General features: G+C 41.9%; 22 protein-coding genes, 2 tRNA genes and 1 other RNA gene. 22 read left to right on the top strand and 3 right to left on the bottom strand.

Features of this window, described 5'->3' with window-relative positions; genetic code table 11:
• Positions 1-3: 3 nt before the first annotated feature.
• From asd to INP51_RS07925, 7 genes are all read left to right on the top strand, one after another.
• On the top strand, positions 4-1,086 hold the full coding sequence (asd, locus tag INP51_RS07955; protein ID WP_193737149.1) for an aspartate-semialdehyde dehydrogenase: 1,083 nt from the start codon (positions 4-6) through the stop codon (positions 1,084-1,086).
• Between the two features lie 41 nt (positions 1,087-1,127).
• Positions 1,128-1,883, top strand: a complete 756-nt coding sequence (locus tag INP51_RS07950; RefSeq protein ID WP_193737148.1) for a formate/nitrite transporter family protein — start codon at positions 1,128-1,130, stop codon at positions 1,881-1,883.
• 39 nt (positions 1,884-1,922) lie between these two features.
• The gene (locus tag INP51_RS07945; RefSeq protein WP_193737147.1) at positions 1,923-3,905 is read left to right on the top strand and encodes a DNA topoisomerase; all 1,983 of its coding nucleotides are present in this window, start codon (positions 1,923-1,925) and stop codon (positions 3,903-3,905) included.
• A 47-nt stretch (positions 3,906-3,952) separates the two neighbouring features.
• On the top strand, positions 3,953-4,618 hold the full coding sequence (locus INP51_RS07940) for an LbetaH domain-containing protein (protein WP_193737146.1): 666 nt from the start codon (positions 3,953-3,955) through the stop codon (positions 4,616-4,618).
• A gap of 113 nt (positions 4,619-4,731) precedes the next feature.
• Positions 4,732-5,877 (top strand): DUF4317 domain-containing protein, encoded by a 1,146-nt coding sequence (locus INP51_RS07935; protein ID WP_193737145.1) that lies wholly within the window; start codon positions 4,732-4,734, stop codon positions 5,875-5,877.
• A gap of 105 nt (positions 5,878-5,982) precedes the next feature.
• Positions 5,983-6,675: an iron-sulfur cluster assembly scaffold protein gene (locus INP51_RS07930; protein ID WP_193737144.1), complete on the top strand. Its 693-nt coding sequence runs from the start codon at positions 5,983-5,985 to the stop codon at positions 6,673-6,675.
• Positions 6,676-6,693: 18 nt separating this feature from the next.
• On the top strand, positions 6,694-7,704 hold the full coding sequence (locus INP51_RS07925; protein WP_193737143.1) for a GGGtGRT protein: 1,011 nt from the start codon (positions 6,694-6,696) through the stop codon (positions 7,702-7,704).
• Positions 7,705-7,795: 91 nt separating this feature from the next.
• Here the strand turns inward: INP51_RS07925 and INP51_RS07920 are convergent.
• The 3 genes from INP51_RS07920 to INP51_RS07910 all read right to left on the bottom strand — a co-directional run bounded on the left by INP51_RS07920 (position 7,796) and on the right by INP51_RS07910 (position 9,577).
• Positions 7,796-7,868, bottom strand: a tRNA-Ala gene (locus INP51_RS07920).
• Between the two features lie 6 nt (positions 7,869-7,874).
• Positions 7,875-7,948 (bottom strand) — tRNA-Val (locus INP51_RS07915).
• Positions 7,949-8,008: 60 nt separating this feature from the next.
• Entirely contained in the window at positions 8,009-9,577 is a 1,569-nt protein-coding gene (locus tag INP51_RS07910; protein ID WP_193737142.1) for a PucR family transcriptional regulator, read from the bottom strand.
• 248 nt (positions 9,578-9,825) lie between these two features.
• Between INP51_RS07910 and INP51_RS07905 the strand changes: the two genes are divergently transcribed.
• The 15 genes from INP51_RS07905 to ssrA all read left to right on the top strand — a co-directional run bounded on the left by INP51_RS07905 (position 9,826) and on the right by ssrA (position 25,553).
• On the top strand, positions 9,826-10,629 hold the full coding sequence (locus tag INP51_RS07905; RefSeq protein WP_193737141.1) for a methyltetrahydrofolate cobalamin methyltransferase: 804 nt from the start codon (positions 9,826-9,828) through the stop codon (positions 10,627-10,629).
• 85 nt (positions 10,630-10,714) lie between these two features.
• Positions 10,715-11,350 carry a corrinoid protein gene (locus tag INP51_RS07900; RefSeq protein WP_193737140.1) on the top strand — a complete coding sequence of 212 codons (636 nt, stop codon included), beginning with the start codon at positions 10,715-10,717 and terminating at the stop codon, positions 11,348-11,350.
• Between the two features lie 91 nt (positions 11,351-11,441).
• Positions 11,442-13,034, top strand: a complete 1,593-nt coding sequence (locus INP51_RS07895; protein WP_193737139.1) for an ASKHA domain-containing protein — start codon at positions 11,442-11,444, stop codon at positions 13,032-13,034.
• Between the two features lie 49 nt (positions 13,035-13,083).
• Positions 13,084-13,728 (top strand): cobalamin B12-binding domain-containing protein, encoded by a 645-nt coding sequence (locus INP51_RS07890; RefSeq protein ID WP_230406917.1) that lies wholly within the window; start codon positions 13,084-13,086, stop codon positions 13,726-13,728.
• Between the two features lie 100 nt (positions 13,729-13,828).
• Positions 13,829-14,779, top strand: a complete 951-nt coding sequence (locus INP51_RS07885; RefSeq protein ID WP_193737137.1) for an L-lactate dehydrogenase — start codon at positions 13,829-13,831, stop codon at positions 14,777-14,779.
• Positions 14,780-14,973: 194 nt separating this feature from the next.
• Positions 14,974-16,557, top strand: coding sequence for a phosphoenolpyruvate carboxykinase (ATP) (pckA, locus tag INP51_RS07880; RefSeq protein WP_193737136.1), 1,584 nt, complete (start codon positions 14,974-14,976; stop codon positions 16,555-16,557).
• A 175-nt stretch (positions 16,558-16,732) separates the two neighbouring features.
• A complete protein-coding gene (locus INP51_RS07875; protein ID WP_193737135.1) occupies positions 16,733-17,548 on the top strand; it encodes a transporter substrate-binding domain-containing protein in 816 nt (271 codons plus the stop codon).
• A gap of 13 nt (positions 17,549-17,561) precedes the next feature.
• Positions 17,562-18,260 (top strand): amino acid ABC transporter permease, encoded by a 699-nt coding sequence (locus INP51_RS07870; protein WP_230406916.1) that lies wholly within the window; start codon positions 17,562-17,564, stop codon positions 18,258-18,260.
• The gene (locus tag INP51_RS07865; RefSeq protein ID WP_329602332.1) at positions 18,250-18,993 is read left to right on the top strand and encodes an amino acid ABC transporter ATP-binding protein; all 744 of its coding nucleotides are present in this window, start codon (positions 18,250-18,252) and stop codon (positions 18,991-18,993) included. Before INP51_RS07870 ends, INP51_RS07865 begins: the two co-directional genes overlap by 11 nt.
• Before the next feature lie 132 nt (positions 18,994-19,125).
• Complete coding sequence (gpmI, locus tag INP51_RS07860; RefSeq protein WP_193737133.1) at positions 19,126-20,682, top strand: 2,3-bisphosphoglycerate-independent phosphoglycerate mutase; 1,557 nt, start codon at positions 19,126-19,128, stop codon at positions 20,680-20,682.
• 62 nt (positions 20,683-20,744) lie between these two features.
• Positions 20,745-22,058: a phosphopyruvate hydratase gene (eno, locus tag INP51_RS07855; protein WP_193737132.1), complete on the top strand. Its 1,314-nt coding sequence runs from the start codon at positions 20,745-20,747 to the stop codon at positions 22,056-22,058.
• Between the two features lie 121 nt (positions 22,059-22,179).
• A complete protein-coding gene (gene secG, locus INP51_RS07850) occupies positions 22,180-22,416 on the top strand; it encodes a preprotein translocase subunit SecG (protein ID WP_193737131.1) in 237 nt (78 codons plus the stop codon).
• 60 nt (positions 22,417-22,476) lie between these two features.
• Positions 22,477-24,660, top strand: coding sequence for a ribonuclease R (gene rnr, locus INP51_RS07845; RefSeq protein ID WP_193737130.1), 2,184 nt, complete (start codon positions 22,477-22,479; stop codon positions 24,658-24,660).
• A gap of 6 nt (positions 24,661-24,666) precedes the next feature.
• Positions 24,667-25,140 (top strand): SsrA-binding protein SmpB, encoded by a 474-nt coding sequence (gene smpB, locus INP51_RS07840; RefSeq protein ID WP_193737129.1) that lies wholly within the window; start codon positions 24,667-24,669, stop codon positions 25,138-25,140.
• A 59-nt stretch (positions 25,141-25,199) separates the two neighbouring features.
• Positions 25,200-25,553: a transfer-messenger RNA gene (gene ssrA, locus INP51_RS07835) on the top strand.
• Positions 25,554-25,603 lie beyond the last annotated feature (50 nt).

The raw sequence follows: 25,603 nt of genomic DNA, 5'->3' as shown, positions 1-25,603 counted from the left end.
TCAATGGAAAAATTAAAGGTAGGCATACTTGGTGCAACCGGTATGGTTGGTCAGCGATTCATATCATTGCTTGAAAATCATCCGTGGTTTGAAGTGTCATGTGTTGCGGCGAGCCCTAGAAGTGCCGGAAAAACCTATGAAGAGGCTGTGTCAGGAAGATGGAAGATGGATACTTTGATTCCAGAGGAGGTAAAAAATCTGATCGTAGTCGATGTCAATGACATTCGGCAGGTCGCTTCATCTGTTGATTTTGTTTTTTCCGCTGTTGATATGTCAAAAGAAGAGATTCGTTCTATTGAAGAGGCTTATGCCAAGGCTGAGACACCCGTTGTGTCTAACAACAGTGCACACAGATGGACGCCGGATGTTCCGATGGTTGTACCTGAGATTAATCCAGAGCACTTTGCTGTAATCTCTTCTCAAAAAGAAAGATTGGGTACAAAGCGTGGATTTATAGCAGTGAAACCAAACTGTTCGATTCAAAGCTATGCTCCAGTGCTGACAGCATGGAGGGAATTCGAACCATACGAAGTTGTCGTTACAACTTATCAGGCAATCTCCGGTGCAGGAAAGACTTTTAAGGACTGGCCGGAAATGGAAGGAAACATTATTCCCTATATCGGCGGAGAGGAAGAAAAGTCTGAGCTTGAACCGCTGCGTCTCTGGGGAAAAGTGTTGGGCGGCAGAATTGAAAAAGCCAGTGAGCCAGTTATTACGAGTCAGTGTATCCGTGTTCCTGTTTTGAACGGACACACGGCGGCGGTATTCGTCAAATTCCGCACGAATCCGACAAAAGACCAGCTGATCGACAGAATAAATAACTTCACAGGGCTTCCGCAGGAACTGAATCTCCCAGGAGCACCGAAGCAGTTTATTCGCTATATGGATGAGGATGATCGCCCTCAGGTCAGAATAGATGTTGACTATGAAAATGGCATGGGAATATCGGTAGGCCGTCTTCGTAAAGACACCATATATGATTGGAAGTTTGTCGGCTTGTCTCACAATACAGTTAGAGGTGCGGCCGGCGGTGCAATTCTTTGCGCCGAGACACTGACTGCAAAGGGATATATAGAAAAAAAATAAAATCTGATCTGTAACAGAACAGAAGGAGAGGGCGAATATTTATGCCTTATGAGAATGTAAAACTTTTTTCGAATGCTGCCATATCAAAGGCGGATTTGCTGAAGACACATCCCGGAAAATACTTTATCCGTGCAATTATGGCAGGATTTTTTATTGCTGCTGCCATGATCTATAATAATGTGATCGGAAATATCTTCAAAGACGTTGATCCTGCTTGGGGAAAAGTGTTGGGCGGACTTGTCTTCTCAATTGCGGTGCTTTTAATTGTGTTTCTCGGAGGAGAACTTTTTACGGGAAACAATCTGGTTATGGCCTTCGGAGCGTATGATAAATCAGTTACGCCAGGCCAGCTTGGTAAAGTATGGCTGGTCAGTTATATCGGTAATTTTGTGGGATGTTTCATATTTTCTCTGATTTTTGTTGCTTCTGGTGCCTCCGGAACAAGTGACTATTTTGCCGGGTATGTACAGAACAAACTGACCTTGCCCGCCGGCCAGATGTTTTTCAAAGCAGTACTATGTAATTTCTTTGTCTGCCTGGCAGTTGCCTGTGGGATGAAATGCAGGGATGAGGCTGCAAAGTTTCTGATGATTACAATCTGTATTTCAGGATTTGTTATTTCTGGTCTGGAACACTGTGTCGCAAATATGGCGACATTTGTGACTGCATTTTTTCTAGTTCCGGGATTGTCCATTCCATTGATATTACGAAGCATGTTTATCGTTACAATAGGAAATATCATCGGTGGTTCCGTATTACTTGCACTTCCACTCCGCAAAATGAGTGCCGATGAATGATGAGGAATATGATACTGGAGATTAGAATTAGGTACAAACATGAGTAAATCGTTATACATAGCTGAGAAGCCCAGTGTTGCGCAGGAATTTGCGAAGGCTTTAAAAGAAAACATGGGCAGAAGAGATGGATATGTAGAATCCGAGAATTTTGTGGTGACATGGTGTGTAGGGCATTTGGTCACTATGAGCTACCCGGAAAAATATGATATAAAATATAAAAGGTGGAGTTTTGATACTCTTCCTTTTTTGCCGGATAATTTTAAATACGAAATCATTCCATCGGTGTCCAAACAATTTAAAATTGTAGGCGGACTATTGAATCGTGAAGACATTGATACGATCTATGTCTGTACGGATTCCGGACGCGAAGGGGAATATATCTATCGTCTGGTGGAAATGATGGCAGGCGTGAAAGATAAGAAGAGAAAGCGTGTGTGGATTGACTCACAGACAGAGGAGGAGATTCTTCGGGGCATCCGAGAGGCTAAGGATCTAAGTGAGTATGATCATTTGTCGGAAGCTGCTTTTCTGCGTGCAAAGGAAGATTATCTCATGGGAATTAATTTTTCCCGCGTCTTAACCCTAAAATACGGAAGCTCTGTCACGAATTATCTGGGTGGAAAATATAAAGCTATCTCTGTGGGAAGAGTCATGACTTGTGTTATGGGAATGGTAGTCAGGCGCGAACGGGAGATCAGAGATTTTGTAAAAACGCCTTTTTACAGAGTACTTGCAGGCATTGAGATCGCCGGGACACATTTTGAAGGCGAATGGCGCGCTGTCAAGGGAAGCAGATATTTTAACTCCCCTCTTCTTTATAAGGAGAACGGATTTAAAGAAAAAAAGGATGCACAGTATCTAATCGAACAGATGCAGGAAAACCTTCCGCTTGAGGGGGTACTTGAGAAAATCGAACGAAAGAGGGAGAACAAGAATCCACCTCTTTTATACAACCTTGCGGAACTTCAGAATGAATGTGCGAGACTTTTTAAGATTAGCCCGGATCAGACACTTCAGATTGTTCAGGAACTTTATGAGAAGAAACTGGTCACTTATCCAAGAACAGATGCCCGCGTACTTTCCAGTGCTGTGGCGAAGGAAATTTCAAAAAACCTCAATGGACTGATGAAATATCCGCTTGCAGAGCCATATCTTAAAGATATTCAGAAAAGCGAAAGCTATAAAAAGATCGAAAAAACCCGTTACACCAATGACAAACAGATTACAGATCATTATGCGATTATCCCCACCGGACAGGGACTACAAAATCTCAATCATCTTTCTGGATTGTCCCAAAATGTTTATGAAGTCATTGTGAGAAGGTTTCTGGCAGTTTTTTATCCCCCGGCTGTCTATCAGAAAGCATCCCTGACGATTAGTAAAGATGGAGAACGTTTTTTTTCTAACTTTAAAGTTTTAAAAGATGAAGGATACCTGAAAGTTACGAAGTATAAAGCTCAGGATTTGACAAAAGACCAGATTCTTGTGGATACACTGTCAAAGCTAAAAAAAGGCGCTGTTCTTCCAATCCGGGAATTCAATGTCAAGGAGGGGGAGACTTCTCCGCCAAAACGCTATACTTCCGGCTCGATGATTCTTGCAATGGAGAATGCAGGACAATTAATTGAAGATGAAGAACTGAGAGCTCAGATCAAAGGAAGCGGGATCGGAACTAGTGCAACCAGAGCGGAAATACTCAAGAAATTGTTTTCTATCAAGTATCTTGCGTTAAATAAAAAGACACAGGTTATCACACCAACCCTGCAAGGTGAGATGATCTTTGATGTGGTCAATGCATCCATTCGCTCTCTTTTGAATCCGGAACTTACTGCAAGTTGGGAAAAGGGTCTGACCTATGTTGCCGAGGGCAATATTTCCTCAGACGAGTATATGACGAAACTCGAGAGTTTTGTGACGAGACATACAAAGAATGTTATTGGTCTTAAGAATGAGGCTCCTTTAAGACGCTGTTTTGACAGAGCTGCAGCCAATTACAAGACTCCAAAGAAACAGACGAAATAATCTCAGAAATTCCTATCAAATATAAAAAAATTAGAAGGAGATTTTCAATGAGCAGTTTGATGATTGAAAAACTTTATACCCTTGATGAAACAATAGCAAAGAATATTTTTCAAGGTGTTACTTATCCCTGGGAAGTACTTTCAAGAATCCACGATTTTATCCTGGAACTTGGTCCAACACTCCCCGGAGACGAATATGAAAAAAAGGGCGATGATATCTGGATTGCCAGGGATGCTGTGATCGCGAAAACGGTTTCTATTACGGGTCCTTGTATCATCGGTAAGGGCGCTGAGATCCGCCAGTCAGCGTTTATCCGTGGAAATACAATCGTTGGAGAGGGGGCTGTTGTAGGAAACTCTACGGAGCTTAAGAATGTCATCTTGTTTAACAAAGTTCAGGTTCCACATTATAACTATGTCGGGGATTCTATTTTAGGCTATAAATCGCACATGGGAGCCGGAAGCATCACCTCCAATGTAAAGTCAGATAAGAAACTCGTGGTTGTAAAAAATGGAGGGGAGCAAATAGAGACAGGACTGAAAAAATTTGGCGCAATGCTTGGCGACCATGTAGAAGTTGGATGTGGAAGCGTCCTAAACCCCGGTACTGTAATTGGCAGAAACACCAATATCTATCCACTATCCAGCGTACGCGGTGTGGTTCCAGAAAATAGCATCTTCAAAAGCGCAGATGATATTGTAGAGAAAAGATAGCCATTAATATGAGTAGTTTCATGCATAAATACAGAAAGGAAAACAGGATCAGGATGTGACGTTTGCATTCCTTCCCGTCCCAGGAGACGGGTATATCCTGACGGATATTTTTGATGAACAAAAAGGACATCAGCGAAATCAAGAAATTATTCACGCCAACACACTGTGCGATTACAAGGATTTGTGGATGCTACGTGGATGCAGAGAAAAATCAGAGAATGAAGATGAAGGATGCATTTCTCTCTCTTCCCGAAGAGGAAATGTTTAAGTACTTTAATATTTTCAGGAAAACTCTGTCCGGATCAATTGGAAAAAATATCATAAACATGGAATTCCCTCTTGATCAGGAAATGGAAGGAGGAACCCAGGAATTTCTGTTAAAGCTTCGGGACAGCGAACTGAAAAGTGATGAACTCGTCGAGGAATTCTATCAGAAAGTGATGGATACATATATCTATGGAGAAAATTATTATATTATTTTGATCCACGGAGCTTACGATATTCCCGGACGTGCATCTGACAATCTGGATATGGATGACGCTTCCGATTATGTCTATAACTTTATTCTCTGCAGTATTTGCCCGGTAAAACTTTCAAAACCGGGTCTGTGCTATAATTCAAAAACAAATCACATGGAAAACAGAATACAGGACTGGCTGGTAGATACACCGGATATCGGATTTCTCTTCCCTGCACTCGATGACCGAACACCAGATATCCATAATCTGCTATACCATGCTAAAAATCCTGAAGTTCTACAAAGCGATATTATTGATCAGCTGCTGGGATGTCAGACACCACTTTCAGCAAAAACACAAAAGGAGACTTTTCAGACTCTGATCGAAGAGACATTGGACAACACCTGTGATTTTGAGACTGTTATGAATATTCATGAGAACCTTGGCACATTGATAGATGAACGAAAGGACGATCCGGAACCACTCACGCTCGACAAACAGGAAGTGAAGAAATTATTTGCAGACAGTGGAGTAGAAAATGAGAAACTGGATGAATTCGACATACATTATGAGGAAGTAGCCGAAGAAGATGCAAGTTTTGTTGCCTCTAATCTGACGAATGCGAAGAATTACGAAATCAAAACCCCTGATGTCATCATAAAAGTTGCACCGGATAAGACGCAGTTGATTGAGAGCAGGATGATTGATGGTGTTCCTTATATTATGATTGAAGCTTCTGATCAAATTGAGATTAACGGAATTATGGTTCGTACACCGCGTGATAATGATATTCAGGATTAAAAAGTCCTTTACGAAACAGGAAGTTTGTGAGAAAATAGACATAGTGCGCAAAAATGACAATTTCTGCGGCACATGATCAATTGATTTTTGAAAGGAGTTAAAGGAATGATTTATTCACACGAAGTAGAAATGATGTGCCCGGTTGCCCAGGGTGTACATCACGGCGCAGCTCCGATTCCGGAACAGGCCAAATGGGTAAAGGCAAAAGAAATAAAAGATATCTCCGGTCTTACACATGGGGTGGGCTGGTGTGCGCCTCAGCAAGGTGCCTGTAAGCTGACCTTAAATGTCAAGGACGGGATTATCCAGGAGGCATTGGTAGAGACTGTCGGATGTTCAGGAATGACTCATTCGGCCGCTATGGCTTCAGAAATTCTCCCAGGTCTTACAATCTTAGAGGCCCTCAACACTGACCTCGTTTGTGATGCAATCAACACTGCTATGAGAGAACTCTTTCTGCAAATTGTATATGGCAGAAGCCAGAGTGCATTTTCAGAGGATGGTCTCCCTGTAGGTGCCGGTCTTGAAGATCTCGGAAAAGGTCTCCGCTCTCAGATTGGAACCATGTATGGTACATTGAAAAAAGGTCCTCGTTACCTCGAAATGACTGATGGATATGTGACTGGAATCGCCCTCGATGATGATGATGAAATCATTGGATACAAATTTGTGAATTTCGGAAAAATGATGGAATTCATAAAGGGCGGAGACGATGCAAATACTGCATTTGAAAAAGCACAGGGACAGTATGGACGAGTTGAAGACGCCGCTCGCATCATTGACCCAAGAAAAGAGTAAGGTAGGAGGACAAATATCATGGCTTTATTTGAATCATATGAAAGAAGAGAAAAACAGATTCTGGCAAAGTTAGCTGAATATGAAATCGGTTCTATAGAAGAATGTGCCGATATCACAAAAGCTGCCGGAATAGATGTATATAAAATGGTTGAAAATATTCAGCCGATTTGTTTTGAAAATGCAAAATGGGCTTACACGGTAGGAGCTGCCATTGCAATCAAAAAAGACTGCAGGAAAGCAGACAAAGCTGCCGCAGCAATCGGTGAGGGACTTCAGTCTTTCTGTATTCCAGGATCCGTCGCTGATCAGCGTAAAGTTGGACTCGGACACGGAAATTTAGGAAAGATGCTGCTTGAAGAAGATACAGAGTGTTTCTGCTTTCTTGCCGGACATGAATCCTTTGCTGCTGCTGAGGGAGCCATCGGGATTGCCGAACAGGCAAACAAGGTTCGCAAAAACCCGCTTCGCGTTATTTTAAATGGCCTTGGCAAAGATGCCGCTCAGATTATCTCCCGAATTAATGGGTTTACATATGTTGAAACTGACATGGATTATCACTCTGGGGAAGTAAAAGAAGTATTCCGGAAATCCTATTCCGATGGTCTTCGTGCAAAGGTCAATTGCTATGGGGCAAATGATGTCACAGAAGGTGTGGCGATCATGTGGAAAGAAAATGTTGACGTATCCATCACCGGAAACTCAACGAATCCGACTCGTTTCCAGCATCCGGTAGCCGGTACATACAAAAAAGAACGCCTCGAAGCAGGAAAGAAATATTTCTCGGTAGCTTCGGGCGGCGGCACAGGACGAACACTGCATCCGGACAATATGGCTGCAGGCCCTGCCTCCTATGGAATGACAGATACTATGGGACGTATGCACAGCGATGCTCAGTTCGCAGGTTCCTCTTCTGTTCCGGCTCACGTTGAGATGATGGGACTGATCGGTGCAGGAAACAACCCAATGGTAGGTATGACGGTAGCTGTATCGGTAGCCGTAGAGGAAGCGGCAAAAGCCGGGAAGTTTTAAACTTGTGTTAGTAGATATAAAAAGGGACTATCTTTCGCGATAGTCCCTTTTGTCATAAAGCATCTAGGCAGCTTTTGACCAAACCTTCTCATGGAGCATATGGGATTCGAACCCACGACCTCTACAATGCGAATGTAACGCGCTCCCAACTGCGCTAATGCCCCAAAAAATGGAAGCAAGGGGGCTCGAACCCCTGACCTCTCGCGTGTGAGGCGAACGCTCATCCCGGCTGAGCTATGCTTCCGTTTTTTCGATAGTTATAAGTATATCACTTTGAGTGGAAAAATCAATAGTCAACCATCATTTATTTATTCTTAATTTCGTGATCTTCGAAGCTTTCCATTGATACATTTCCCTCAGACTCGATAATGCGATAGGAGAGTTCGAGATAAAAAAGCATATTCTCATCTTCAAAGTCAACACCTGCAATTTCTTTGATCCTGTCAAGTCTGTAGAGAAAAGTACTTCGATGTATGAATAGTTGCCTTGCTGCGGCCATAGCGTTCATATGATTTTTCAGATAAACTTCCATGGTTTTGCAGTAATCCGATTTATGAATGATATCATACCGTTTTAAGGCAAATATTTTTCCGGAACAGGCATAGGGCACAGGCATACTCCCTGTTGCGTTCTCTAGGAGCCAGAGCAGGGATAGTTTTTCAAATTTATGAATCCAGTGATAAGGCTGGTGGCGTGTACCAATATCGAGTGCAATCCGTGATTGCATACAACAGTAGTACAAATCATAAGTGCCGTGGAATGTATTGCTGATTCCGGCCTTTAAAAAACTATCTCTTAAAAATTCAATGCAGGAGGTGACAAGTTCTTCTTCGCTTTTTCCAAATCGAGTCAGGTTTACAAAAACAATAATGTCCTCTTCTTTTTGAAAGGCACAAGATCCTTTTATAATATCCTCAAAATGATGACAGATGTATTTTGCGGTAAGATTTTGACGGTCCAATGCAGCCGTCTTCAGGCTGAAGCAACAGTAGTCATGAGTTGAAAGCCAGCCATATTCTGAGAAACGATTGCCAAGAAGCGTCAGATCTGTGATTTTGTTGTCGATTACATCTCGAAGCAGATGCTCCAGTGAATATCCGGCGTGACCATTATCGGGTTCAATTCTGGAGAGACACAGACCGATGTAATAACTTAAGTGTTCCAAAAGCGGAGCCATATCCGTGTCAATCTTTTGAAGTTCTTCGGCAACAACCAGGCGGTAGGAAAAAATTTTATGTTCAAACAAATTGATACATAGTTCTCTGGATCCCGTGAGATATTCAGGCAGAAAAAAAGGCTCTGTGTTGTATTTCGCCTGATTATAAAGAGGGTCTAGTTTACAGGTTGTCATATTTTCAAAGTTGGCGGAAGGATCAACCAAGTGTGAAAGGCTGGAATTCTCATCAATGACAGAGGAATGTGCCAGCATGAAATAATCAGATGCCCGAAGAATCAAGGGATTATTAAAGATACTAAAACTGGCGTCTAAAAGAGCCGAAAGAGGCTCCGATAGTTTCATCATTTCATGAAGCGACTCATCCCAGTCATCGTAATGGTCAAATATGGATTGCAAGAAATTACATAATTCAAATACATCTGTTGTCTCTGGAAGTTCCAACACATTGGATGAAGCGTATGTTGGAAACGCATTTCCACCGGAAACATGGAGAATAAAATTATCGGTCATGCTTTTGGATTCGAAGAGACTTTGGATATCATTTTTACAGATCAGGATGTGTCCAGTCAGATGTTCCTGGGTTGTTTCACAGATATAGGGGCGTCCAAGAGAAAGCTCTGTCTTTGAACTTATGGGTATTGTAATATTATAATGTCTGCAGAGTTCCTTGCAGATAATACGTTCACTTAGTTTCATGGACTTAATCCTCCTTATGTTTGTTTGGCGTAAGGTTTTTGCACCTTTGATGATACCGCGGATTGCTTCGGACGAGTGCTCATGCAATTCCATCATACATAGTGTATGAAGGATTAGCACGAATGTCAATACTTATGCGGATATGATACAAAATAAATATCTGATACAATCTTAATTGTAAAGTAAACTTAAGAACAGTCATTTAACTAAGGATTATGGAGGCTGTCATAAAAGAGGAGGTAACTCAATTGATAATCATTGGTGAAAAAATCAATGGATCAATTCCAGTTGTAGCGGAGGCGATTGCAAAAAGAGACTCAGAGTTTATAAAGGAAAGAGCCAGAATACAGGAAGCAGCGAATGCAACATTTATTGACTGCTGTGCATCTGTTCCTGAGGAAGTGGAAGCCGACACATTGAGATGGATGATTGATTGTATCCAGGAGGTTACAGATCTGCCAATCAGTGTGGATAGCCCAAGCCCTGCTGTTCTTACTGAGGTTTTCCCATATTGTAAACGTCCTGGACTTATCAATTCGGTATCCATGGAAGGTGGGAAAATTGATAAGATATTTCCGCTGATTGCAGATACAGACTGGGAAGTAATTGCCCTTTGCAGTGATGATTCCGGAATTCCAAAGACAGCGGAAGACCGTCTGAGGGTCTTTGGCAACATTATGGATAAGGCGAAAGAGTATGGCATCAAACCATCCAGAATACATATTGATCCACTTGTTGAGATGTTATGTACTTCTGAGAACGGTATAGAGACGAACGAAAAGGTTATCAGTACCGTCAGAGAACAATATCCTGACGTTCATATTACTGCAGCGGTGAGTAATATATCTTTTAATCTGCCAAAACGTAAATATATTAACCTGGGATTCACAGTGCTGGCCATGAAAGCGGGACTGGACAGTGCTATTCTTGATCCTACCAACAGAGATCTGCTTGGAGTGATTTATGCAACGGAGGCATTACTCGGGGAAGATGATTACTGTATGGAATATATCGGTGCATACCGAGATGGTTTGTTTGACAAAGCAAAGTAAAGTTAGATCGGATATTGTGATATTTCGATGCCTGGCGGAAACAGCATAGAAATAAATAAATGAATGAAAAGCGGAGGAAAGTAAAATGTCAAAAATTGATGAAGTAGCTGAATTAGTGGAAAAAGGAAAATCGAAGAAAATTGAAGCAGCGGTACAGGCTGCCCTCGATGATGGATGTGATCCTGTTGAGATTCTGAACAAAGGTATGATTGATGCCATGGGTATCGTCGGAGAAAAGTTTAAAAACAACGAAATATTTGTTCCGGAAATGTTGGTTGCTGCAAAGGCAATGAAAAAAGGTGTCGAGGTTCTGAAACCACACCTTGCAAGTGATGCGACTGGAGCTATGGGAAAACTGATCATCGCAACAGTAGCCGGGGATCTGCATGATATTGGAAAAAATCTTGTGGCTATGATGCTTGAAAGTGCTGGATTTGAAGTGATTGATCTCGGTGTCGATGTTCCGGCAGATAAAATTATAGCTGCAGTGAATGAGAATCCCGATACAAAGATTGTAGCCCTTTCTGCACTGCTTACCACCACCATGCCAGCTATGCGTGATACGGTTTCGGCATTATCAGCACAGGATTTCCGCAAGAATATCAAGATCATGGTTGGCGGAGCCCCTATCACAGAGGCATTTGCCACAGAGATTGGCGCAGATGGCTATTCAGAAGATGCTGCTTCGGCTGCCACACTTGCAAAATCACTTGTAGCTTAATCAATGTTATCGACGGGCTGCTGCATGTTTTTCATGCGGCAGCTTTTTGTAAATTATAAAAGGAATTTACTGGAAAGGTCTGGTTTTAAGAGTGGGAAGTTATAAAATAAGATTTTTGCCAGCTGATAAGACTATTTTGGCAGAGGAAGGCACAACGATTCTTGAAGCAGAACAGAATGCGGGATTAAAACCCGACGCCCCCTGCGGTGGTCGTGGAATCTGTGGAAAATGTAATGTCACAATATTGCAGAATAAAGATAGGATAGTAGTTCGCGCATGCCAGACTCGGATTCAACATGATATGGTTCTTGAAACCAGCGACGGGCTGGCAGATAAAGAAAAAATTCTTACAAACGGTGAGTATCGGACGGTACCAGTTCTACCCGCAGTAAAAGATGCTGACCAAGGCTATCTGATGGCATTCGATATAGGAACAACGACAATAGCCGGATATTTACTTTCCGGAAAAGACGGACGGCAGTGCAGTGTTGTCAGTATGATGAATCCGCAGTTTCAGTTTGGCGCAGATGTAATAGCGAGGGCTAATTACGTGCTGGAACATGACGGAAAGAGGATGCAGGAAGTTGTACAGGAGGCTTTGAACAAATTGATTGAAGAGGCCTGTAGGATTTCTAAAATTACTCCGACAGATATCCGGCTGGTTTCCATAGCAGGAAATACATGTATGCATCATCTCTTTCTTGGCCTCTCTCCAAAAAGTCTGGTGACAGCACCCTATGTTCCTGAGGTTAAAGATGGGATGATTATGAATTCCTCAGATTTGAATATTCATATACATCCTGACGGCAAGATAATGTTACTTCCAAATATTGCCGGATTTGTGGGGGCGGATACGTCTGCGTGTATGTTGGCTGTAAATTTCAAAGAATTGGTTCCGAGGACACTTATGATTGATATTGGCACCAATGGCGAATTGGTTCTTGGAAACAAGGATCGAATTGTGACATGTTCCACTGCGGCCGGTCCAGCATTTGAAGGTGCCAGAATTGCCTGCGGTATGCGCGGGACAAAGGGAGCTGTCAGCCATGTATATGAAAAAGATCTTAAGATGCATATGGAAATGATAGATTCAAAATTAGCCGTAGGAATCTGTGGCTCAGGATTGATTGATATTATTGCCTTTCTGATACAGTATGGTTTTATTGACAGCAGCGGTGCCTTTCTAAAACCGGAAGTTCTTAAGACAGCGACTGCGAAGAATGAGATCTGGAGACTTCAAAAGAGAGAAAATATGTCGATTTTTCTCCTGCAGGAGGAAGATAAAATAAAAGGTTTGAAAGAAATCTATATCACGCAGAAAGATATTCGTGAAGTTCAGCTTGCAAAAGGTGCAATTGCCGCCGGCATAAAGATGCTGTGCAAAAAACTCGAAATTAAGATAGAACAAATTGATCAGGTACTGCTTGCAGGAGCATTTGGCAACTACATGAATACAGACAGTGCCTGTGTCATAGGATTAATTCCCTATGAGTTAAAAGATAAGATCAGGGGAATTGGAAATGCTGCAGGTGAAGGGGCAAAATTGGCTGCTGTAAATGGAAATCTTTTTCAGGAGATCTGTGATCTGGTAAAAAGAGCAGAGGCGATTGAGTTGGCGGTGGAACCAGAGTTTCAGGATTTGTTCATCGATGAATTAGAATTTGCCAGAGCTTTAGAAACATGATAAACTATTCCTATATCTGTACAAAGGAGATATTTGGGATATGGGGATTATGGATAACATACGAAACGCAGTAGAAGAGGGAAAGCCTGGAATTGTAACAAGGCTGCTCTCAAAGGCTATAGATTCGGGCATCAATCCGCAGATAATTCTTAAAGAAGCCCTGCTTCCGGCAATGCGAAAAATGGGACAGGAATACAAGGAAGAAGACAGTGATGTGGCCCGGATACTGGCAGCTGCCCGTGCGATGAAAAAAGGTATGGATTTTCTTGAACCCTATCTGGATGGAAGCTACTTTGGCACTCTCGGAAAAGTAATCTTAGGGACCGCAGGGGGTGATCTGCACGACCTTGGCAAGAATCTGGTTGCGATCATGTTTCGCAGTGTAGGATTTGAAGTTATAGATCTCGGAGTTGATGTTTCGGCCATGCGGTTTATAAAAGCAGTCAAGGAACATCCGGACGTGAATATCGTCTGTGTGTCCTCACTTTTGACAACTTCTATGCCGGAGATGAAACATATTGTACATGAACTAAATGAACTACATAGTCGGAAAAACTTTAAAGTTATGGTTGGCGGAGGTCCCGTAACAGAAGCGTTTGCAAAAAAAATCGGAGCAGACGGATATACGGACAATGCCGCCTCTGCCGCACAGATTGCCAGAAAATTTATTGAAAATGAGAAAGAAAATAAGTGAATTTTTGCATTTTCTCTTGACATTGGGTGATCTGTGGGGTAGTATAAAAAAGAAATAGTTAAAATATTATCAATGTTTCAAAAGAAAGGGGCTTACTATCATGGGTAGTAAAATTACAGTTATTGGTGCCGGAAGTGTCGGTGCCACAATAGCATATACGCTTTCACAGGAAACTTATGTTTCTCAACTGGTTTTGATCGATATTAATAAAGAAAAAGTTGACGGCGAGGCCATGGACATTGCTCAGGGAACTGCATTTCGCGATCCTATTTCTGTTATTTCCGGAAATTATGCAGATGCTAAGGACTCAGATATTGTAATCATCACATCCGGAGTTCCGAGAAAAGCTGGTCAGTCGAGAATCGAGCTCGCCCAGACGAACGTCAATATTATTAAAAGCATTTCTAAAGAAATCGTACAGGCTGCACCTCATGCAAAGTACATCATTGTTGCCAATCCCGTTGATATCATGACATACGCATTTTTAAAGGTTTCCGGTCTTCCTGAAAATCAGGTATTTGGATCTGGAACTATTTTGGACACAGCAAGACTTCGGTATATACTATCTGACAAATTTAATATTGCTCAGAAGAATATACATGCATATGTTTTTGGAGAACATGGAGATTCTTCTTTTATCCCATGGTCTTGTGCAAATATTTCAGGTGTTCCATTTGAACAGTACACAAGGGCCGCCAGCAATATTGGAAAAGAATTTAAAGATTTTACACACGAAGAGATGGAGAACTATGTCCATGTGTCCGGAGGCGAAATTATTAAAAGAAAAGGTGCTACATTCTATGGGGTAGCAATGTCTGTTGTCAGTCTTTGTGCAATGGTCACTTCTTCTTCTGATTCTATAACGACTGTAACTTCCATGATGCATGGAGAATATGGTGTAACAGGCCTGTGCACAAGTACTTTGACACTGGTTGGCCCTAAAGGTGCACAAGGAAAGCTCGAAGTGGAGCTTAGCAACGAAGAAATTGCAAAATTCCAGGACAGCTCTGACCGTTTAAGGGCAGTTGTCAGGGAATTAGATTTGAAATAGTCAATGAAATTGGAAACTTTTTGTGACGGAATAGTATGATTTATTACAATCTTTTATTTTACCTATTGGAAAAAAAGCTAAAATAGTGTATACTATAGCTGTCATATGGAAAATTCAAGTTGATACTTCCATTTTGCAAGTTGCTACGGTTAAACTTGCAAAAGGACAAAATAAAATACCAGGAGGTTTGTGAAATGGAAACATACGGAATTGAAAAACTGGGTATTATTAACCCAAAAGCAGTTTATCGCAATCTGACACCTGCGCAGCTTACCGAAGCTGCTGTAATTAGAGGTGAGGGTAAATTATCGAATACCGGAGCATTGGTTATTAAAACCGGAAAATACACCGGCCGTTCACCAAAAGATAAATTCATCGTAGATACACCTGCTGTTCATGATGAGATAGCATGGGGAAACGTCAATGTTCCCATTGAGAAAGACAAATTCGATTCCATTAAAGCAAAAGTTGTTGCTTATCTTCAGAATCGAGAGATCTTCCTGTTTGATGGTATGGCCGGAGCTGATCCTGTATGCACCAGAAAGTTTCGAATTGTAAATGAGCTTGCAAGTCAAAATCTTTTCATCCATGATCTTCTAATTCGTCCGACCAAAGAACAGTTGGCCGATTATGGCGAACCTGATTTCACCATTATTGCCGCGCCTGGGTTCAAATGCATACCTGAAGTCGACGGCGTCCATTCAGAGGCTGCGATTCTTGTTGATTATGAACAAAAAATGGTTGTTATTTGCGGAACTCAGTACTCAGGAGAGATTAAGAAATCCGTTTTCTCCGTCATGAACTTCCTGATGCCGAGAGAAGGGGTACTGCCCATGCATTGCTCTGCCAATATGGATCCCGAGACGAAAGAGACAGCTGTGTTCTTCGGCCTGTCCGGGACAGGAAAGACAACCTTGTCGGCAGATCCGAATCGTAAACTGATTGGTGATGATGAACACGGCTGGTCTGACAGAGGGGTTTTTAACTTCGAGGGCGGATGCTATGCAAAGTGTATCGATTTGACCGAGGAGAATGAGCCGGAGATTTATCATTCAATCAAATTTGGAAGTCTTGTAGAAAATGTTGTTATGGATGATGAGACTCGTGAGTTTGATTTTGCAGATGGTTCACTGACAGAGAATACACGGGTCGGATATCCAATCGAGTATATTGATAATGCTCAGATTCCCGGAGTCGGAGGAATCCCGAAGGTGGTTATTTTCCTTACTGCTGATGCGTTTGGTGTTCTTCCCCCAATCTCAAGACTGGATGAGAATGCCGCAATGTATCACTTTGTGACAGGATTCACTTCAAAGCTTGCCGGAACAGAACGAGGCATCACAGAACCGCAGCCCACATTCTCGACGCTGTTTGGAGAACCTTTTATGCCGATGAATCCTTCGGTTTATGCCAATATGCTTGGTGAGAGAATTAAAAAATACAACACTAAGGTATATCTTGTTAATACAGGATGGACCGGAGGCCCTTACGGAGTCGGAAACAGAATGAAACTGAAATATACTCGTGCTATGGTAACCGCAGCACTGAGCGGCGCATTTAATGACGTGGAGTACAAACATGACAAAATCTTTAATGTTGATATTCCACAAACATGCCCGGAAGTTCCAAGTGAGATTATGAATCCTCGTGATACTTGGGAAGACAAATCTGCTTATGATGAGCAGGCAAAGAAACTTGCCGGGATGTTCCAGGACAACTTTGCTAAGAAGTATCCGGATATGCCAAAGAATATTGCAGATGCAGGACCAAAAGCCTGATCTGTTTTACCTTACCAAAAGGCTGAGTTGGATTCATTTCCTTCTCGGCCTTTTGGTTTATTTATTTAACCCTTGTTTTTTTTATTAAAGGCTGTTATAATATTCTCGTGCATAATTATTCACACAATCATGCATATAATGTATAAATATAATAAATGTCAGGATGGAGGATATTATGAAAAATAAAAAGAAACTTACTGCGTTAGCTCTTACAGTGGCTTGTCTTATGTCTCTTGGAGCCTGCGGAAACAGCATACCCGATAATTCCGTGAACAGTATCAAAGACCTGGAATCCGGAAATAAAAAAATCGGCGTTCAGACGGGTACAACAGGAGATACGATTTCAACTTCCGATTATGAGAAGAAAGGTCTGGCAAAAGTTGAGCGATATAACAAGGGAGCTGATGCAGTTCAGTCGCTGAAACAAGGTAAGATTGACTGTGTGATCATCGATACGGAGCCGGCAAAAGTATTCGTTGAAAAAAACAAAGATCTAAAGGTACTGGATGAACCATTTGCAAACGAAGATTACGCGATTGAAATTGATAAATCTAATGGAAAGTTAAAAGAAGAGATCAATGCGGCACTTGCAGAATTAAAAGAGGATGGCACCCTTGATAAGATCAAAAAGAACTATGTGGGAACTGACAGTGAGATAGGAAAAACCCCCTATACATCCCCTGAAAATGTCGATACATCCAAAGGTACATTGATTATGGCTACCAATGCCGAGTTTCCGCCGTATGAATATCATGAAGATAATAAAATAACAGGAATCGACGTAGATATGGCGCAGGCTGTTGCGGACAAAATCGGAAGAAAACTTAAAATTGAAGATATGGATTTCGATTCCGTCACACCTGCTGTCACTTCCGGAAAGGCTGATATTGGGGTTGCCGGTATTTCAGTTACAAAAGACCGTCTGAAAAATGTCGATTTCACGGATAGCTATGCAACCTCAAAGCAAGTTATTATTGTAAGGGGAAAATAATTGGAGATTGAAAATGAGTGTTAAAGAGATGTTTTACACAGACTTTATAGAAGATCAACGTTATAAATATCTGCTTTCAGGACTTGGCAATACTCTTGTCATAACCTTATTTGCAGTTTTGATTGGTATTGTGATAGGTTTTATCGTTGCTGTCGTAAGATCTTCTCATGAGAAACAGGATCACCCTGGCGTGATCTTGAACATTCTCAATGTCATTGCAAAGGTTTATCTGACGGTAATCCGTGGAACCCCTACGGTTGTGCAGCTTCTGATCAGCTATTTCCTGATTTTTACATCGCCGAATGCATCAAAGCTTATGGTTGCAATTTTGACTTTTGGTATTAATTCTGGTGCTTATGTGGCAGAAGTTGTCCGTTCTGGAATCATGTCTGTGAATGAGGGACAGATGGAGGCGGGCAGATCACTGGGTCTGTCTTACACAAAGACAATGCGATTTATCATTATGCCTCAGGCATTTAAGAATGTTTTACCTGCTCTTGCCAATGAATTTATTACCTTATTAAAAGAGACATCTGTCTGTGGATATATTGGAATGATGGATCTTACGAAAGGAGGAGATATCATTCGCAGTGCAACGTACGATGCATTTTTGCCTCTGATCTCTGTTGCGCTTATCTATCTCGTACTTGTTTGTGGCTTAAGTGCTCTTGTCGGTAAACTGGAAAGGAGGCTGCGTACCAGTGAACGTTAATGAAGATGACCTGATTCAGGTCAGAAATCTGAGAAAGAAATTTGGAAAGAATCTGGTTTTGGACGGCATCACAACCGATATTCACAAAGGAGAAGTTGTTGTAATTATCGGCCCTTCCGGTTCTGGAAAATCAACATTTTTAAGATCCATGAACCTTTTGGAGAAACCTACCAGTGGGCAGATATTGTTTGAAGGGGTGGATATCACCGATCCCAAGATTAATATCGATCTTCATCGTCAAAAGATGGGGATGGTTTTCCAGCAGTTTAATCTTTTCCCTCATATGACTGTCAGGAAGAACATCACTCTTTCCCCGGTACAGACAGGAAAACTTTCTCAGGAAGAGGCTGACAAGAAGGCACTGGATCTCTTAAACAGAATCGGTCTGCCGGACAAAGCAGACGCATATCCGGATATGCTCTCAGGAGGCCAGAAACAGCGTATTGCCATTGCACGTGCAATGGCAATGGAACCGGCTGTGATGCTTTTTGATGAACCTACTTCAGCTCTTGATCCTGAGATGGTGGGAGAAGTTCTTGCAATTATGCGTGAACTTGCAAAGTCAGGTATGACTATGGTTGTAGTCACCCATGAGATGAGCTTTGCCAGAGAAGTGGCAAGCCGGATTCTTTTTATTGATAACGGGAAAATACAGGAAGAAAACACTCCGAAAGAATTCTTTGAGCATCCCGAAAATCCCAGGCTTCAAGAATTTTTATCAAAAGTCCTATAGAATAAATAAACAAACTATGAGCATATACTTTGTCAAATTTATTGCAAAGTATGTGCTTTTTTGATACAATACGATATGGAAACAACCCGATTAGGGCGGACTTTGAACTGCAACAACATGAAGGAGAACAAAATGAGTAAAAAACCAACCGTTTTAATGATTTTAGATGGATACGGATTGAATGATAACTGCCGCCATAATGCTGTATGTGAGGCTAAAACACCAGTTATGGATCAGCTGATGAGCCAGTGCCCATATGTGAAGGGACAGGCCAGCGGTCTTGCAGTCGGCCTGCCAGAAGGACAGATGGGAAATTCAGAAGTCGGACATCTGAACATGGGTGCAGGACGTATTGTCTATCAGGAATTGACAAGAATTACGAAGGCAATTGAGGACAATGATTTTTTCAGAAATAAAGAACTTCTTACTGCTGTTCACAATGCAAAAGAACATAATAGTTCTCTCCATCTGATGGGACTTCTCTCCGATGGAGGCGTTCACAGCCATAATACACACTTGTATGCCCTGCTCGAGCTTGCCAAAAGAGAAGGGCTTAAGAATGTTTATGTTCACTGTTTCCTGGACGGACGGGATACTCCTCCGGCTTCAGGGAAAGGATTCATAGAACAACTGCAGCAAAAGATGAAAGAAATCGGAATAGGTGAGATCGGGGTAGTGTCCGGACGCTATTATGCGATGGACCGGGATAATCGCTGGGATCGTGTTGAACTGGCATACCGTGCACTTACCAAAGGTGAAGGTGTGAAAAGCTTTGACGCGGTACAGGCTGTCTCTTCCTCATACAATGATGGAAAGACAGACGAATTTGTTCTGCCGACCGTCATCGAAAAGGAGAATCAGCCGAAAACCCGGATTAAAGACCATGACTCTGTCATCTTTTTTAACTTCCGGCCTGACCGGGCGCGAGAATTGACACGTGCCTTTTGTGATCCCAAATTTCAGGGATTTGAAAGAGAGGAAAAACTGGATCTGACATTTGTCTGCTTTACTGATTATGATGAAACAATTCCGGACAAATACGTTGCATTTAAAAAAGAATTGATTTCCAATACTTTCGGAGAATTTCTTGCAGCCAATCATATGACTCAGGCTCGGATTGCTGAAACTGAAAAATACGCACATGTAACTTTCTTCTTTAATGGCGGAATCGAGGAGCCGGTGAAAGGAGAGGACCGTATTCTGGTGAAGTCTCCAAAAGTTTCCACTTATGATCTTCAGCCTGAGATGAGTGCATATGAGGTCTGCGATAAACTCGTAGATGCAGTTAAATCTCGAAAATATGATGTGATTATCGTAAACTTTGCAAATCCCGATATGGTAGGACATACTGGAATCGAGAATGCTGCGATCAAAGCAATCGAGACCGTTGATGAATGTGTCGGAAAGACCGTTAATGCTGTAAAAGAAGCAGACGGACAGTTATTTATCTGTGCAGATCATGGAAACGCTGAAAAACTTGTCGACGATGAGACAGGTGAGCCTTATACGGCACATACTACAAATCCTGTTCCGTTTATTCTTGTAGGTGCTGATCCTGCGTATACTCTAAAGGAAGGCGGGAAACTGGCAGATATAATACCGACACTGATTGATCTGATGGGGATGGAAAAACCTGCAGAAATGACAGGTGAATCTTTATTGATAAAAAAGGAACCTTGCTTCCGTTAGTATAACCATTTCAAATCTGGTAAATAATAGGGATATAATAAGTAAAACCAGGAGGTAATATTATGTTTCGTTATTTACCTATTCGTAGGGTTTACGCAAGAGAAGTGCTTGATTCCAGGGGGAATCCAACCGTAGAAGTAGAAGTTACTGTAGGAGAAGGGGTCATAGGAATCGATGGATATACAGGAAGGGCGATTGTTCCCTCCGGTGCATCGACTGGAAGATTTGAAGCTGTAGAGCTTCGAGACGGAGAAAAAAGATTTCGAGGACTTGGAACATCAAGGGCTGTAGACAATGTAAATACGAAGTTAGCGGATGCGATACTTGGTGAAAATTCACTGAATCAGGCATACATTGATCAGCTGCTGATCGAAGCTGACGGCACAGCAAATAAAGAACACATTGGTGCGAATGCAATTCTGGGTGTGTCCCTGGCGGTAGCAAGGGCGGCGTCTTTGGCACTGCGTCTGCCGCTTTATCAATATCTTGGCGGCTGCCATACGAGAGATATACCAGTCCCTATGATGAACATCTTAAATGGCGGTCGTCATGCAGATAACACTGTGGATCTTCAGGAGTTTATGATTATGCCTGTAGGAGCCGGCTGTTTTCATGAGGCGCTTGCAATGTGTTCTGAGATTTATCATGAATTGAAAAATCTTCTGAAAGAGAAAAGCCTGTCCACTGCTGTAGGAGATGAAGGTGGGTTTGCACCGGATGTGAAAGATTCTGATGAGATATTGTCCCTCATTATGGAAGCAATAGAACGTTCTGGATATAAGACCAAAGATCAAATCGGTATTGCGATTGATGCGGCGGCAAGCGAACTCTATGATAAAGAACAAAAAGCATATATTTTCCCTGGCGAAAGTAAAATGACTGGAAAAGAAGTAAAGAGAACCTCTGACGAAATGATTGCATACTACAAAACACTTCTTGAAAAGTATCCAATTCTTTCTCTCGAAGATGGATTGGATGAAGATGACTGGGATGGCTGGAAAACACTGACAAAAGAGCTGGGTGATAAAATACAGCTTGTCGGAGATGATCTGTTTGTGACAAATATCAAACGTCTGCGTCTTGGCATAGACCAAGGAGCTGCAAACTCAATTCTGATTAAAGTCAATCAGATTGGAACACTGACAGAGACATTAGATACCGTGGAAATGGCACAGCATGCCGGATATCATACGATCATATCTCATCGATCCGGAGAAACGGAAGATCCCTTTATCGCTGATCTGGCAGTTGCAACCGGTGCCGGACAAATCAAAGCGGGAGCTCCGTGCAGATCAGACAGAAATGCCAAGTATAATCAGCTTCTTCGGATAGAAGAATATCTCGGAAGCGTAGCCAGATTCGATTCACCCTTTTGACCTTGTATTGTCATGTTCCACACAAGATGTTTCCGTAATCCTGCAAACACGCTAATTCTACTCTTGAATTTTTTTTTCGGCTATGGTAAAATGTAGAAAGTTGTTTGTAGGAGGTGTGGACATGGTAATCTTAAGAACTATCTTAACTATCTTATACGTAATAGATTGCATCGCATTGCTTGTCGTTGTTTTGATGCAGGAGGGTAAGCAGCAAGGTCTTGGTGCTATTACAGGTATGGCGGATACTTACTGGAGCAAGAATAAAGGGCGTTCCGCTGAAGGGACATTGATTAAGATGACAAAACTGATGGCATTTGTATTTATTGTGTTATCAATTGTTTTGAATTTGAACTTTTAGACTTATCAGACTGTTGCATACTTGGCAACAGTCTTTTTCAATAAACGAGGTATATTAATTTTGTCAAAGAAAAAAACAGACAAAGTAAGTAAAGATAAAAAGAAATATATATTCCATGTCATTAGCTCGAAAAACTATGTTCCAATGAAAACAAAGGAAATGGCTTCTCTGCTTGGCATTCCCAAAAACAAGAGAGATGAACTGCAGCTGATCCTTGATTCACTGGAAGCGGATAAGCAGATTATCCAGATTCATGGGAGCAGATACAAAAAAAAGAAGAATAAATCTCACGATAATTTTGATGAATCCGACAGGATAACCGGAACATTCATCAGCAATCCCAAGGGGTTTGGATTTGTAGAACGTAAAGATTCTGATGAAGATGATGTGTTTATTGCGGCCCCTTATACAGGAGATGCCTTCCATATGGATGAAGTAGAAGTTTCCCTGCTGCCACGACAACAGGGGAACCGTCAGGAGGGCAGAATCTTAAAGGTATTGGCTCACAATATTCATGAAATAGTCGGTACATTTGAGAGAAGCAGCTCCTTTGGATTTGTGATTGCCGATAATAAAAAAATATCGAATGATATTTTTATCCCGAAAGAATTTATCAACAGTGCCGTTACCGGTGATAAAGTGATCGTAGAGCTTACCCGTTACGGCGGAGATCGAAAAAACCCGGAAGGAAGGGTAAAAGAGGTATTGGGAATGGCTGATGCTCCTGGTATAGATGTTCTTTCTGTCGCAAAAGCTTATGATATTCCCATGACATTTCCACCAAAGGTGATCAGCCAGGCTGAGCGCCAGGCTGATCATGTGCAGGAAGGGGATTTTAATGGACGTACAGATCTCAGGGAGTGGACGATGGTTACAATTGATGGGGAGGATGCCAAGGATCTCGACGATGCGGTATCACTTAGCAGGGATGAGGGCCTTTATAAACTAGGTGTTCATATCGCCGATGTCAGTAATTATGTTCAGGATGGCAGTTCCCTCGACCGTGAAGCTTTAAAAAGGGGAACCAGTGTCTATCTGGTGGATCGTGTGATTCCTATGCTTCCGAAGAGGCTGTCGAATGGCATCTGTTCCTTGAATCAGGGAGAGGACAGACTTGCTCTTTCCTGCCTTATGTGGATCGATTCAAAAGGAAATACGGTAAAGCATAAAATTGAAGAGACAGTGATTCGTGTAAACCGCAGGATGACCTATACCAATGTGTATAAAATTCTGGAAAAAACTGATGATAAGGTTCTTGCTGAGTACGGGGAACTGATCCCGATGCTTGAGATGATGAGGGAACTGTCGGATATTCTGCGAAACTCCAGGAGGAAACGTGGTTCGATCGATTTTGATTTTCCAGAGAGCAAGATTATATTGAACGAACTTGGAAGACCAGTCGATATCAGACCGAGTGAAAGCAATTCTGCCACAAAACTAATCGAAGATTTTATGCTTCAGGCAAATGAAACCGTGGCAAAAGAGTATGAAAACCGTAAAATTCCTTTTTTATACCGTACACATGAGAATCCGGATATGGAGAAGATGGAAGGCGTCTTAAGTTTCCTCAGAAAACAGGGGATTCAGGTTACTAAAAGCAAGGAGGAAATCACCCCGAAGGAAATTCAGCAAATCATCTCACAGATCGAAGGATCACCGAAAGAATCACTGATTAGTATGTTGCTGCTGCGATCAATGAAACAGGCAAGATATTCCGTGGAATGCAAGGGGCATTTTGGATTGGCAGCGAATTATTATTGTCATTTCACTTCACCGATTCGCCGTTATCCAGATCTTCAGATTCATCGAATTATTAAAGATGATCTGCGCGGAAGGCTGAATGACCAAAAAAAAGGTTACTATGTATCTATATTAGATGATGTGGCGAAACAAACTTCTGCGACAGAAAGAAGAGCGGAAGAAGCTGAACGTGAGACCGATAAGATGAAGATGGCAGAGTATATGAGCGAACATAAAGATGAGGTGTTCGAGGGAACTGTTTCAGGTGTCACAGGTTGGGGGTTTTATGTACAGCTTCCTAATACTGTGGAGGGTCTGGTTCATGTTAACAGCCTGTTAGATGATTATTATGATTTTGACGAAGAAAATCACCAGCTGACAGGCCGGGATTTTAACCGTACCTTTCGTCTCGGCGACAAGGTGAAAGTTATGGTTGCCGATACGGACATTATGAATAAGACGATCGATTTTATACTTTTTGACAAAGGTTATGGGAGAAGATAGAAGAAGATGAGTAAAGAAAAGAATAAGGGGACATTGATTGCAAACAATAAAAAAGCCTATCATGACTTTTTTATCGAGGAGACCTATGAGGCTGGAATCGCATTACATGGCACGGAGGTGAAATCTATGCGCATGGGTAAATGTTCAATCAAAGAGTCATTTATCCGCATTGATCAGGGAGAAATGTATATCTATGGAATGCATATCAGTCCTTATGAAAAAGGGAATATTTTTAACAAAGATCCACTGCGCATCAGAAAGCTTTTGATGCACAAAAGCGAGATCATGAAATTATCAGGTAAACTTGCAGAAAAGGGGTATACCCTTGTGCCACTTCGGGTATACTTTAAAGATTCCCTGGTAAAGATTCAGGTCGGTCTTGCGAAAGGGAAGAAACTCTATGACAAACGTCAGGACATTGCAAAAAAAGATATGCGAAGAGAGGCAGAGCGCAGCTTCAAGGTGAAAAACCTGTATTAAGCGCACTATTGCTTTTTGAACCAGATTATGTTATGCTTATGATGTTAAAATTTCTATTCGGGCTTGTACTGGTTTCGACGGGGGTTTTAAAGTTTGGGAAGCCATCCGCGGCCCCGGAACCGCGTTAACAATCTGGAAAAATTAAATTTAAACGCAGACGAAGAAAACGTTTTGTGCGCTGCCTGATGGCAGCTGTCAGAATTTAGATTCCCACATCTAACTCTCTGGCATCGACTTTAGTGGGGCACTTCATCTCCAAAGCTTTGAGGAGACGGAAGAATTTATGAAGCTACTGAAACTTTAAGCCTGTCACCGGGCGTAAAGCAGAGGGAATGCTAAAACAGTGACTGTGATGGGAGATGCCGAAATGGAGAGACTTTCGGACAGGGGTTCGATTCCCCTCAGGTCCATGTTTATCAAAGATATAGCCTTGGGTATAAAATCCCAGGGCTTATTTTATATA

The organism is Blautia liquoris (assembly GCF_015159595.1).
Classification (GTDB): Bacteria; Bacillota; Clostridia; order Lachnospirales; family Lachnospiraceae; genus Novisyntrophococcus; species Novisyntrophococcus liquoris.
The sequence above is the reverse complement of the archived record's forward strand: the minus strand, read 5'-3'. Positions and strand labels throughout refer to the sequence as shown.